Annotated in this window: 13 protein-coding genes; 1 reads left to right on the forward strand and 12 read right to left on the reverse strand. The window is 66.3% G+C overall.

The window, feature by feature from the left end; genetic code table 11:
- Positions 1–30: 30 nt before the first annotated feature.
- Genes CH251_RS08900 through CH251_RS08910 form a run of 3 tightly spaced genes read right to left on the reverse strand, consistent with a single transcriptional unit; the run spans position 31 to position 3,398 of the window.
- A complete protein-coding gene (locus CH251_RS08900; RefSeq protein WP_094612794.1) occupies positions 31–861 on the reverse strand; it encodes a transglutaminase family protein in 831 nt (276 codons plus the stop codon).
- An 8-nt stretch (positions 862–869) separates the two neighbouring features.
- Positions 870–1,844 (reverse strand): alpha-E domain-containing protein, encoded by a 975-nt coding sequence (locus tag CH251_RS08905; RefSeq protein ID WP_032394562.1) that lies wholly within the window; start codon positions 1,842–1,844, stop codon positions 870–872.
- Positions 1,845–3,398, reverse strand: coding sequence for a circularly permuted type 2 ATP-grasp protein (locus CH251_RS08910; RefSeq protein WP_256978934.1), 1,554 nt, complete (start codon positions 3,396–3,398; stop codon positions 1,845–1,847). It lies immediately after the preceding gene.
- 355 nt (positions 3,399–3,753) lie between these two features.
- Between CH251_RS08910 and rpsT the strand changes: the two genes are divergently transcribed.
- A complete protein-coding gene (rpsT, locus tag CH251_RS08915; RefSeq protein ID WP_027497522.1) occupies positions 3,754–4,014 on the forward strand; it encodes a 30S ribosomal protein S20 in 261 nt (86 codons plus the stop codon).
- Positions 4,015–4,128: 114 nt separating this feature from the next.
- Here the strand turns inward: rpsT and holA are convergent, their stop codons facing one another.
- The 9 genes from holA to CH251_RS08960 all read right to left on the reverse strand — a co-directional run bounded on the left by holA (position 4,129) and on the right by CH251_RS08960 (position 12,589).
- Complete coding sequence (holA, locus tag CH251_RS08920) at positions 4,129–5,097, reverse strand: DNA polymerase III subunit delta (RefSeq protein ID WP_373454928.1); 969 nt, start codon at positions 5,095–5,097, stop codon at positions 4,129–4,131.
- Between the two features lie 58 nt (positions 5,098–5,155).
- Positions 5,156–6,748, reverse strand: a complete 1,593-nt coding sequence (locus CH251_RS08925) for a ComEC/Rec2 family competence protein (RefSeq protein WP_094612796.1) — start codon at positions 6,746–6,748, stop codon at positions 5,156–5,158.
- A complete protein-coding gene (locus tag CH251_RS08930) occupies positions 6,745–7,626 on the reverse strand; it encodes a ComEA family DNA-binding protein (RefSeq protein WP_094612797.1) in 882 nt (293 codons plus the stop codon). Before CH251_RS08930 ends, CH251_RS08925 begins: the two co-directional genes overlap by 4 nt.
- Before the next feature lie 109 nt (positions 7,627–7,735).
- The gene (locus CH251_RS08935; RefSeq protein WP_094612798.1) at positions 7,736–8,584 is read right to left on the reverse strand and encodes a DegV family protein; all 849 of its coding nucleotides are present in this window, start codon (positions 8,582–8,584) and stop codon (positions 7,736–7,738) included.
- Positions 8,581–9,330 carry a diglucosylglycerate octanoyltransferase gene (gene octT, locus CH251_RS08940; protein WP_094612799.1) on the reverse strand — a complete coding sequence of 250 codons (750 nt, stop codon included), beginning with the start codon at positions 9,328–9,330 and terminating at the stop codon, positions 8,581–8,583. Before octT ends, CH251_RS08935 begins: the two co-directional genes overlap by 4 nt.
- Complete coding sequence (locus CH251_RS08945) at positions 9,317–9,970, reverse strand: histidine phosphatase family protein (RefSeq protein ID WP_094612800.1); 654 nt, start codon at positions 9,968–9,970, stop codon at positions 9,317–9,319. The genes octT and CH251_RS08945 overlap by 14 nt, the downstream gene beginning before the upstream one ends.
- Positions 9,967–10,356 carry a ribosome silencing factor gene (gene rsfS, locus CH251_RS08950; protein WP_094612801.1) on the reverse strand — a complete coding sequence of 130 codons (390 nt, stop codon included), beginning with the start codon at positions 10,354–10,356 and terminating at the stop codon, positions 9,967–9,969. Before rsfS ends, CH251_RS08945 begins: the two co-directional genes overlap by 4 nt.
- Complete coding sequence (gene nadD / locus CH251_RS08955) at positions 10,353–11,066, reverse strand: nicotinate-nucleotide adenylyltransferase (protein WP_045194641.1); 714 nt, start codon at positions 11,064–11,066, stop codon at positions 10,353–10,355. Before nadD ends, rsfS begins: the two co-directional genes overlap by 4 nt.
- Before the next feature lie 107 nt (positions 11,067–11,173).
- Complete coding sequence (locus CH251_RS08960) at positions 11,174–12,589, reverse strand: VWA domain-containing protein (RefSeq protein WP_094612803.1); 1,416 nt, start codon at positions 12,587–12,589, stop codon at positions 11,174–11,176.

Genomic DNA, 12,589 nt, shown 5'->3' on the forward strand with positions numbered 1-12,589 from the left:
CCCCGCGGAGGAACGCACAACGCACCGGGATCACGCCAACCGGGTGATTTCCACGACCACGTCGAGAGCCGTCGAACCGCCGCCCGAGAAGATGCCCTTGAGCGGTGGCACGTCGGCGTAGTCGCGGCCGAGTCCGACCGAGACGTGCTGCTCGTTGACGGCGATGGCGTTGGTCGGGTCGTAGCCCCACCACGCACCGGTCCAGGCCTCGATCCACGCGTGGCTCTGGCCCTCCACCGTCGCACCGATCGCAGCCTGCTTCTTCGGGTGCAGGTACCCCGAGACGTACCGGCTCGGGATGCCGACGCTGCGCAGCATCAGCAACGTCAGGTGGGCGTAGTCCTGGCAGACGCCCTTCTTCTCCGACCACGCTTCGACGGCCGAGGTGTGCACGCCGGTGGTTCCCGGCACGTAGGACATCTCCTGGTTGACCCAGTTGGAGATCTCCACGACCGATTCCTGCGGCGGTAGCCCCTTGGACAGCTTCTTCGCCACCGACGCCAGTTGCCTGTTCTTCGGCACGTACTCGGTGTTGTCGAGGACCTCGTTGAAGCGGTCGATCACCTGGTCGCTCGCGAGTTCCTCCCATGAGGCGTTCTCGTCCGGGTAGACGAAGGGGTCGGTCTCGACCACCGACGATCCGGTGACCTCGAGCTCGGTGTGCGGTGCGTGCAGGTCGAACGCGGTCACCGCGGTGCCCCAGTAGTCGGTGTAGCGGTAGGAACGCGTCACCGGGTTGGTCTCGACTCGGTTCAGAATCACGTTCTGCCGGTTGTCACTTCGCGGCGTCAACCGAGCCTCGTTGTACGACGACGTCACCGGTGCGTCGTACTGATAGCCCGTGGTGTGCACGACACGCATACGCCAGCTCACAGTTCACCTTCCAATTGATCTTCGAATGTTCCCGAGCCGGCGTCCGTCCACGCAACCCACGGAGCAGCGTGGAAATACTGCTTGGAAATTGCGTCACCGAGTTCACGGCACGTTTCCTGCAGCGAGAGCAGGCGCTCCTGCAGATCGTCGAGAATCTCACCGGGACGGAGGAATTCGAGTTCGCTGCGAGCGCGGCCGAGGAGGCGCTGCGCTTCGGCGCGCGCACCGACTCGACTGTTGGGTTGATGGTCGAGCTGATCGAGCGAACGTTCCGCCTCGTTGAGTGCGTAGAACACCGATCGCGGAAAGAGCCTGTCCAGCAACATGAATTCGAGAACTCGCTGGGCGTCGAGCGCGCCGCGGTACGTGCGCAAGTAGGTGTCGTGAGCACCGGCGGAGCGCAGCACGGTGACCCAAGCCGGCGACGACGGCCGGTCACCGGCTCGCGAGAGCAACAACCGAACGATCATGTCGATGCGCTCGACCGAGCGACCGAGCAGGAGGAAGCGATAGCCGTCGTCGTGACTGAGGGTGGAGTCCGCGAGACCGGCGAACATCGCTGCGCGCTCCTCGATGTAGCTGAAGAACTCGGCCGGGCCGGTGCGCTTGGACGCCCTGATGCGCTCGTTGAGCCCGTTGTACGTGGTGTTGAGGCACTCCCACATCTCGCTGGACGTGACTTCTCGTGCACCACGGGCGTTCTCACGCGCGCTCGACAGCGAGTCCACGATCGAACCCAATCCGTCGCGGCTGAAGGCGACGACCTCGGTGAGCGACCACACGTCGAGCGAGACGTCCGGCTCGTGCTTGAACCCGAGCACTCGCAACAACACTCGCGAAGTGTGGTCGGGATCGACCGTGGCGTCCTCGAGAAGCTGGTGGACGGTGACGTCGAGAATGCGGGCCGTGTCGTCCGCTCTCTCGACGTACCGTCCGATCCAGTAGAGCGACTCTGCGTTGCGCGCGAGCATTTACTGTCCACCGCCGTTCGAGTCCGAGTTCGTTGCCTGCTGCTGTTGTTGCTGCTGTTGCTGATTCATCTGCTGGTCCATCGTCAGCTCCGGGCCCTGTTCGGCCATCGGCGACTCCGGGGGCACGCTGACGATCTCCTCGCCGGCAAGCTCCTGCTCCTCCTGAGAGGTTCGGGTGGCGAGCACCCAGGTGTCCTTGCTGCCGCCGCCCTGGCTCGAGTTGACCACCAGAGATCCCTCCGGCAACGCGACTCGGGTCAGGCCGCCGGGCAGCACCCAGACGTCGTCGCCGTCGTTGACGGCGAACGGCCGCAGGTCGACGTGGCGGGGTACCAATCGATCGCCGATCTTGGTCGGCACCGTCGAGAGCTGCACGACGGGCTGGGCGATCCAACCGCGCGGATCTGCGCGGACCTTCTTGCTGATGGTCGCGAGTTCCTTCGGCGAGGCGTCGGGCCCGAAGACGATGCCGTAGCCGCCCGAGCCTTCCACCGGCTTGATGACCAGTTCGTCGATGCGGTCGAGGACTTCCTCGCACTCGTCGTCGAGCCAGCACCGGAACGTGTCGACGTTGGCCAACAGAGGTTTCTCACCCATGTAGTAATCGATGATCGTCGGTACGTAGGTGTAGACGAGCTTGTCGTCGCCGACGCCGTTTCCGACGGCACTCGAGATCACGACGTTGCCTGCGCGAGCGGCATTGACCAGTCCTGCCACTCCGAGCACGGAGTCGGGACGGAACTGCATGGGGTCGAGGTAGTCGTCGTCGATACGTCGATAGATGACGTCGACCTGACGCTCGCCCTCGGTGGTGCGCATGTAGACGATGTTGTCTCGGCAGAACAGGTCGCGTCCTTCGACGAGCTCGACGCCCATGAGCCGGGCGAGCAACGAGTGCTCGAAGTACGCCGAGTTGGCGACGCCCGGAGTGAGAACCACCACGGTCGGGTCGGCCTCGTTGAGGGCAGCCGATGCGCGCAGTGCCCGCAGCAGATGCGAGGCGTAATCGCCGACGGCGCGGACGCGGTGGCTGGCGAACAGGTCGGGGAACACCCGGGCCATGGTGCGACGGTTCTCCATGACGTAGGACACGCCCGACGGTGACCGCAGATTGTCCTCGAGGACGCGGAACGTGCCCTGCGCGTCACGAATGAGGTCGATGCCCGCGACGTGGATACGCACACCGTTGGGCGGCGTTATGCCGACCGCCTCCCGGTGGAAGTGCTCGCAGGAGGTCACCAGCCGCTTGGGTACCACTCCGTCGCGCAGGATCTCCTGGTCGCCGTAGATGTCGGCGAGAAACATCTCGAGCGCTTTGACGCGCTGCTTGATGCCGCGCTCGAGACGGGACCACTCCCCTGCGGCGATGACGCGGGGCACCTGATCGAGCGGGAAGGGACGTTCCTGGCCGGACAGCGAGAACGTGATGCCCTGGTCGATGAAGGCTCGTCCCAACGCGTCGGATCTCGCGTCCAGGTCCACCGCGTTCGCCGGGGCGAGTGCGGTGTGGATGCCTTTGTACGGAGTTCGGGTGCGCCCGTCGGCGTCGAACATCTCGTCGAACGCGAGACTGTACTTTCCGACGTCGGAATACCCGCCGAACACTCCGTCGGCTTCGGGTTCGTCACGATCCGCTGACTTGGTTTTGGTCGCTTTGGCCTTGGTGGTGGCATGCGTTGCCGATCGCGGACTCATTCTGGCCATGTTGCTACAGAGACAGGAGTTAGGCGCGGTAGAAGCGTTAATTTCTTGAAACGCATCGTCACCCCGGTCCGGATTGGGTTCTGGCCGACCGTACTGGTATTCTCGATCTTCGGCGCAGGGCTCCAACGCTCAGCAGCAGACTTCGGGCATTCCAGCATGGATCGCCCTGACCGGAATACCGACGAAGACGACAAGGATTTTACGCGTGGCCAATATCAAGTCCCAGAAGAAGCGGATTCTCACCAACGAGCGTGCACGCCTGCGCAACCAGTCGGTGAAGTCCTCCCTTCGTACCGTCATCCGCTCGTTCCGCGAGGCACAGGCTGCGGGCGACAAGGACAAGGCTTCCGAGATTCTTCTCGATGCAGGCCGCAAGCTCGACAAGGCCGCCAGCAAGGGCGTCATCCACAAGAACCAGGCAGCCAACAAGAAGTCGGCACTGGCTCTCGCAGTCAACAAGCTCTGATACAACACTGAGCTCGATCGAGCCCGCTGCATCCGACCAGGATGCGGCGGGCTTTTTCGTGCGCTCGGCTTGTCGTGCGTTGGGTGTTTCGGTGCGCTCTGCGAGCTGTCGACGCTATCTGCCCAGTGAGGCGACCTCGGCCACCACCTTCTCCACCGCGTAGTCCGCGTCCGCTGCTTGACCTTTGACGTCGGCGTTCAGTTGCGCCACCACGCGCAGCGCCTGGGCGATGGATCGGCCGTTCCACCCACGCGCCTGGCCCTGCGCCTTCTTGATCTTCCACGGCGGCATACCCAACTCCCCTGCCATGCGGAACGGGTCGCCGCGGCCGGCCGAACCCACCAGCGCAATGGTCCGGACGGCATCGGCCAACGCATCGGCGAGCAACACGTGCGCCACGCCCCGGTGCATCGCCCAGCGCAGAGCCTCGAGCGCGCCGGCTCGGTCTCCGATCACCGCTTTGTCCGCGACGTCGAATCCGGAGACCTCGGCCTTGCCGGAGTAGTACCGACGCACCGCGGCGAGGTCGACCTTGCCCCCGGTATCGGAGACCAACTGCGAACAGGCCGATGCCAATTCGCGCAGTTCGTTGCCCACGGACTCGACAACCGCTTCGATCACGTCGCCGCTCACCCGGACGTCGGCGGTACGGAACTCTCCGCGCACGAAGTCGATGCGTTCGGCAGGCTTGGTGAGCTTGGCGCACTCGTGCACCTGTGCGCCGCATTTCTGCAGCGCGCCGACCATCGCCTTGGCCCGGCCGCCGCCGGAGTGCATGACCACGACCACAGCGCCCTCGGGCGGATCGGTGGCGGCGTCGAGTACCAGCGCAGCAGCGTCCTTGCCTGCCTCGGCCGCGGCCTCGAGCACGAGAACACGGTCCTCGGCGAACAGCGACGGGCTCAGCAGTTCGGCGAGTTCCGGGGCACTGGCATCACCGGTGCGCAACCGTGTGACCGGCAGGTCCTCTCCCGGAATCGCAGCATTCGCACGCACCTGGGCCACGATCGCGGCTACCGCGCGATCCATCAGAAGTTCCTCGTCGCCGAGGACCAGATGCAGTGGAGCCACACTCGAAGTCACGACCATGATCGTGCCATGTGCGACCGACACTGCGAGCATCCGCTCGGGGTCCGAGCGGTCACCACAGAACGTGCGCCGTCCACATCGCGAGTGCAGCCATCGCCACCGCCGCGGCCAGCCACCGAAACACGGTGAAACGCAACGCCGTCAGCAGCGCGGCCGTCGAGAACGCTGCCAGTGCTGCGCCCACGACGCCGTCGGGGACCACGACGCCCGCAACCGGCACCGACGCAGCCTTCTCTGCCACCGCGATCAGCCACCACAGCGGCGCCGACACCAACTGCGCGATCAGCTCCGCGAGCGAGGTGCTGACGGTGGCGGTCACTGCCGTCAGAAAGCCCACCACGGTGATCGGAGCGACGACCGGTGCCACCAACACGTTCGCTGCCACTCCCACCACGCTGACCGTTCCCGCCATGGCCGCGACCACCGGTGCCGTCACCGCGTGCGCAGCCGCGGCGACCGCCACCACTTCCGCTGCCGCCCTGGGCCAGCCGCGAGCCCGAAGCCAGTCGACCCAGATCGGAGCGACGAGTACCAGCCCGGCGGTGGCGAACACCGACAGCACGAATCCGACGTCCACCGCCAGCCTCGGCCACCACCCGAGCAGCCCCAACACCGCGCCGCACAGCGCCGGTACCGCCTGCCTCCGTCGGCCGGTGACCAACGCCACCAAGCCGATCGACCCCATCACTGCCGCGCGCAGCACACTCGGCGACGGCCGGGCCACGATCACGAACGCCACGAGTACGACGAACGCCACCGCCACCGTTGCACGGGGCCCGATTCCGATACCTCGCAACACCAACAGAACAGCACCGATCAGAATCGAGAAGTTCGCTCCGGACACGGCCGTCAAGTGCGTGAGGCCGGCAGCCCGAAAATTGTCCGATACCGTCTCGTCCAGCCGCGACACATCGCCGACCACCAGACCGGGTAGCAGACCCGCACGATCCGGTGGCATCGAATTCTGCGCCACCGCAGCCAAGTTCGACCGGAAGGTGCCGGCTGCCGCAGAGATCGTCCCTGGCTCGTTCACGGTGACGGGCGGACCCGACGTACGGATCACGGCCGCGGTCATGTCCGGCCGAATCGGCTCACCGAGCCTGCCCCGCACGGTGACCACCTGGCCCGGCAGCAATGCCGACCAACTCGACTCCGGTGCGATGATCGACACCCGTCCACCGACGTGCAATGCCTCGCCGCCCACGTCGACTCTCGTCATCTCTGCCTTCACCATCACCGTCGCGGGTCCGGGAGCCGTCAGCCGTCGTGGGTCTTCCTCCAGCTGCACCGACGCGGTGATCCAGGCTCGGTTCTCGGCCGCCGCAGCCACGGGATGATCGGCCAGCGAGCGCATCTGGAGCCAGATGGCTCCACCGAAACACAGCGCCAGCACGATCACCGCGGCCGCACCCGACCAACTCGGACCCGGCCAGGCGCGCCGGATCGACAACCCGTGCAGTGCCACTGCGACGAGCAGCACCATCGAAACCGCCGACGCGGTAGCGGCCAGGGCAGCACCGGGGCCTCCGAGAATGCCGACCGCGGTGATCGACCAACACACCGCGGCGGCCGGAACCAGGCGCACATCGAACGGCAGGCGATCCTCGGTCTGCGGCGCGTCGGTGGACGCGGCACCGGTGGTCATCCGACGTGCACCAGGTCGCGGATCTTTGCCAGTCTGCCGGGCCCGATCCCGTCCACCTCGGCCAACTGATCCACGGTTGCGAAGCGGCCGTTGGTCTCTCGCCAACTCACGATCGAGGTCGCGGTGACCGGCCCGACCCCGGGTAATGCGTCCAGTTCTGCGACGGTCGCGGCGTTGAGGTCCACAGTCCCGCCGGGCGTGGAACCTCCGACCCCGGCCGGTACGCCGCTACCGTCTGTCGATGCGCCGATCTCGGATGTCGTACTGCTGACCGGTGGAGCTGCCTCGGGCGGCACGACTCCGACGACGATCTGATCACCGTCGGCGACTCGCGCGGCCATGTTGAGCGCCAGCAGGTCGGCACCGTCGACTGCGCCGCCTGCCGCGGCCAGCGCGTCGGCGACTCGCGAACCCGGTTGCAGCCGAACCAATCCGGGCCGCGTCACGAGCCCGACGACACTCACCACGAGTTCGGCCTCGCCGCTCGGCACAGGATCGACCGCGTCACCGGCATCCACCGTGCCATCGGTATCCACCGTGTCGGTCGCGACCACAGCGAGCGGTGGTGCCGGTGCGGGCGTCGGTGCGTCTCGAACCACGGCGAATCCCGCGACCAGCACCACGAAAACCCCGGCCGCCGCCATGGCCAGCGCCCCCTGTTTCCCTGGGTTCACGCGGGCAGATCGCCACCGTGACGGCAGCAGGGCCGACCACGGGGTGTCTGCTCGTTGTGCCTGCGGCAGCAGCCAATCCGGTTCGATGGACCCGGTGTCGGGTCGCGGGTCCTCGGGCACGACGCGATCGCGGGCGGAATCGTGTTGTCTGCGCACGGAGTTCAATCGCGCCACCGTGTGCGCCCGATCGTCGTTGCCGCCCATACGGGAGGACGCTAGTGGGCGCTATCGGGCTCGATCGTCGAAAGCCGCAGGCCACGAATTGCCCTGTGCAGAAACCCTGAGGCTGTGGATGAACCGGGGGCCCACCCGCCTATCGGCGTCCAGGAGCCACGACGACACCGACCGCGCCGGGGCCGACGTGGGCACCGAGGACGGCACCGAAGGGGTACACATCGATGCTGGTCGAGTGCGGAATTCGGGATGTCAGCATCGCGGCTACGTCCTCGGCTCGCTCCGGGCACTGCATGTGGTGCACTGCGAGCGCAACCCCCGATTCGTCACCGATCTCGGCCGCGGCAGCGACGGCGGCATCGAACAGCTTGTTCAGCGCCTTGGACGAGGTCCGAGCCTTCTCCCGCAACACGAGCTTGCCGTCGCTGATGTGCAGTACCGGCTTCATGGCCAGCGCGGTGCCGAGCAGGGCAGCGGCGGCACCGATTCGGCCGCCACGTCGCAGGTGGTCGAGTCGATCGACGACGATGAAGCATCTCGAGGTCGTCGACGCAGCGACGGCGGCGTGATACACCTCGTCCAGTTCCGCTCCCCCCGCTGCCGTGGCGGCCGCAGCCAGCACCGCGAATCCCAACCCCATTCCGGCCGAGGCGGAATCGACGACTCGGATGGCCGACCCCACGTGATCCGCGGCCTGTCGCGCGGCTTCCCATGTGCTCGACAGTCCCCGCGAGATGTGCAGTGCCACCACACCGGCACCTCGACTGCGTTCGAGCGCCGCGGCATAGACCTCGGTCAGCTCACCCGGTGAGGCCCCCGCGGTGGTCACCGGCTTGCCCGAGGTGGACTGCTCGGGAATGTCGTCGATGCCCTCGCGGTGGTCGATTCCGTCGACCAGCACGTGCAGTGGTACCAGAGCGATGCCTCGCTCGGCGGCGAGTGCGGCCGGCAGGCAGGACGAGGAGTCGGTGACGACGGCTACGGTCACGGCGATTCGGTCACCGATCGGGCGGCGACGGGTCGCAGCACCTCGAGCATCGCCTCGGCAACCGCGATGTGGGCGTCCCATCCCCAGTGGATGCCGTCGGGGTTCGCGTTCTCGGACTCGATGTTCGGTCGTACGGCGTCGGCGAGGTCGACCATGGGGACGTTCCTGTCCGCACTCCACGCACGCAGCGCGCGTACGGCCGGTTCACGACCCGAGTGCACCTTGCCGTAGGCATCGCAGCGGTGCACCGACGGATAGGTACCGATGACGGGAAGTTCGGGACGTACGTACGCCAGTGCCGCGCGGGCCTGTTCCAGATACTCGACGCTGAGCCGCGGCGGCAGCGCCACGGGCCACCCGAGATGCGACAGAACAGGTTGCACCGCTTGATATCCCGCGCGGACCACGCGCCGAAGGGCTGGCGGTCGGACGTATCTGATCTGCTCCCGGAGCGCAGTCGGCAACGGTGACGGAAGTGAATCCATGCCGCCGATTCCGAACACGACGGCACCGGCACGGGGAATCGCTGCCCACACTCGCGGATCCTGGGTCAGAGCCCACCACGCGTCCCGACTCGTCCAGCCGATGCGCGCAACCAACTCCACCGTCCAACCCAGTTCCGCTGCAACGAGATTGGGCCACAGGCGCGGGTCGTCGACGGGCAGTCCACCCTCGGGTCCGTAGTAGCTCAACGAGTCCGCGAGCACGAGCAGCGCGGGCCGCGCCGCCGGCTCAGAGGACGTCACCGGCCACCTTCGCCGAGGCGTTCCACACGTCCAGTCGCCAGGACGGGTTCTCGCCCGGTCCGTGCGCACCGAGCTGAACCCAGCTGGTGTTCGCAAGGCCTCCGAGCACCGGCCAGCGATCGGTCGGCAGATCGAGCAGCGCGGCGGTCAGCGCCGCGATCAGACCGCCGTGTGCGACGAGGACGAGCGGTCGCTCGCTGCCGTCGGCACCCCATTCGGGAACACCTGCCGCGAGTTCACGAACCAGCGGCACGCTGCGTCGGGCGACGTCGATGCGGCTCTCGCCACCGGGTGGAGCGATGGTGGCGTCGGCGCGCCAGGCCGGTCGTGCACCGGGGGCGATGTCGTCGACCTCGGTGTGGGTGAGTCCCTGCCACTGACCGAGATGGGTCTCGCGCAGACGCTCGTCCACCGACACCGCCACACCGGCTGCGTCTCCGAGCGCGTTCGCGGTGTCCAGCGCGCGCCGCAGATCCGAGGAGACGATCTTGATCGGCTCACGTATCGCCAGCTCGGCGGCGGCCGTCTTCGCCTGGCTGCGGCCGAGCTCGGAGAGATCGGTGTCGAGCTGACCCTGCATGCGGTCGGTGGCGTTGTATTCCGTCTGACCGTGCCGAAGCAGGATGAGCCGTCTGATCATTGCTCCGATTCCGGAGCCGGATGCCGGCCGAGACCGGGAACCTCGATGGTCGGGCAGTCCTTCCACAACCGCTCGAGTGCGTAGAAGTTGCGCTCTTCGTTGTGCTGGACGTGCACCACGATGTCGGAGTAGTCCAGCAGCGCCCAACGGCCTTCTCTGGTGCCCTCGCGGCGAACCGGCTTGTGTCCGGCCTCACGCAGCTGATCCTCGATGTTCTCGACGATCGCGTTGACCTGACGCTCGTTGGGTGCGGAGGCGATGACGAAGCAATCGGTGATGTAGAGCTGATCGGAGACGTCGAGAATCACCACGTCGCCGGCCAGTTTGTCGTCGGCTGCGAGCGCGGCGATCCGCGCCATCTCGGCGGCTTCGGCTGTTGCAGTCACTTCGGTGTACTCCCACTCGTATGGCTCGGGTTCTCGGTCATTGCGCTGGTGACCGACCCTGCCGGTTGCTTCTTCTGGGGCGCTGGTTCCGACATGGTGACGGATCCGTCGAGACGCTGGGCGCCTCGTGGTCTGTAGAGATTCCTCTTCGAGATGTATTGCACGACGCCGTCCGGTACGAGGTACCAGACCGGCCGATTCTCACCGGCTCGAAGTCGACAGTCCGTCGACGATATCGCGAGTGCAGGGATTTCCATCAATGTGAGAGTGTCCGCGGGCAACGATCGAAGGTGGTTGGCGAGATGTTCGACGCCGAGCTCGAACCCGGGACGCGAGACACCGACGAACTTGGCGAGCTCGAACAGCTCCTCCCAGTTCTGCCACGTGAGGATCGACTCGAGCGCGTCCGCGCCGGTGATGAAGAACAGCTCGGCATTGGGATGCTGCGATCGCAGATCGCGCAGGGTGTCGACGGTGTAGGTCGACTTCTCCCGATCGACGTCAACCCGGCTGACCGAGAATCGCGGATTGGACGCCGTCGCGATGACGGTCATCAGGTAGCGATCCTCTGCCGGGCTGACCGACTTGCCTTCCTTCTGCCACGGGTTCCCGGTGGGGACGAAGATGACCTCGTCGAGAGCGAATTTGTTCGCCACTTCGCTGGCTGCGACGAGGTGCCCGTGATGAATCGGGTCGAAGGTGCCGCCCATCACGCCCAAACGGCGGACGGACTGTCCACCGGTGTTCTCGCCGGGATCGGATTCGCGCTGCACAACCGTCGATTCTACGTCCGGCGTGCCGCTGGGCGTCACACGCCTCACACCGGCAGCAGACGCGAGACAACGGTGGCGAGCTGCTGGGCCGATCGACACTCGTGCATCGCGATCACGTCGGAGTACACCTTGGCCGCCGAATCGCCGGAACCCCACTGCGATTTCGGTTCGGGATTGAGCCAGTACGCATGCTTGGCCACCGACACGATGTGCGCCAACGCCGGTAGCTTCGGCTCGCGGTAGTTGGTACGAGCGTCACCGAGAATCAGCACCGAACTGCGACTGGTGACCGCGTGCGCGTACTTCTCGTCGAACGTCGTCAGTGCCTGGCCGTAGTCCGAGTGTCCGTCGTACGTCACGAGATCGGATTCGCGGATGATGCGGCTCATCGCGGCTCCGAGATCGGAACCGGAATCGAAGAATTGCGTCACCTCGTCGGTGGAGTCGATGAACGCAAAGATGCGCACGCGCGAGAACTGCTCTCGCAATGCATGCACCAACAGCAGAGTGAAATTGCTGAATCCTGCCACCGATCCCGAGACATCGCACAGCACAACCAGTTCGGGGCGTGCTCGCCGGGGCTTGCGCTCGACCAGATCGATCGGGATGCCGCCGGTGGACATCGACTTGCGCAACGTGCGACGCAGATCGATGGAGCCGTGCCTGCTTCGACTGCGCCGCACAGCAAGTCGCGACGCCAACAACCGGGCAAGAGGGGTGACGTTGCGTCGCAGCGCCGCCATCTCGGTGTCCGAGGCCCGCAGGAAATCGACTTCCTCCGCGAGCTTGGGCACCCCGTAGCTCGCTACCCGCTCACGGCCGAGCTTTTCTGCCGACCGACGCCTCGTCTCACTCTCGACCATCTTGCGTAGGTCTGCGATACGTTGCGCTGCAGTGCGTTTGGCCACCTCGGACTCGTAGTCGTCGGTGGGCCGATCGGGTGCGTTTTCGCTGCGCCCGAGCAGACCGTCGAGGATCTTGCGGAGCAAAGTTTCCGGCGCAACGTCGCGCAGGGCTTGATACGCCGAGAACGAGGGCCCATTGGAGGACTTGTACTGTCCGAGTTCCTCGACCATCTGCGCCGCCAGCATCTGGGTCAACTCCGCGGCCTCGGCCGAATCGTCCGAGAGCAGATCCACCAGCAGCTCGCGGAGGGCATCGATGTCGACGTCGCCGGCATCGGTTCGAGGCAACGCGGTATCGATCTGCCCCGAGTCCCTGGTGCCCGATGCCACCGGAAACCACAGGTCGAACAGGGCGTCGAACACTCCGCGATGCGTCGGGCGACGCAGCAGTGCACAGGCCAGTCCCTCGCGCACGGCCTCCCGATCGAGCAGGTCGAGAACCGACAGGACGCGTCCGGCATCGACCGTCTCCGACGGCCCGACCGAAATTCCACGCCGACGCAACGCGTCGACGAAACCGACGAGGTGACCGGGAATTCCGTGTGGGGCCTGCAT

The organism is Rhodococcus sp. 06-462-5 (assembly GCF_002258315.1).
Taxonomy (GTDB): domain Bacteria; phylum Actinomycetota; class Actinomycetes; order Mycobacteriales; family Mycobacteriaceae; genus Rhodococcoides.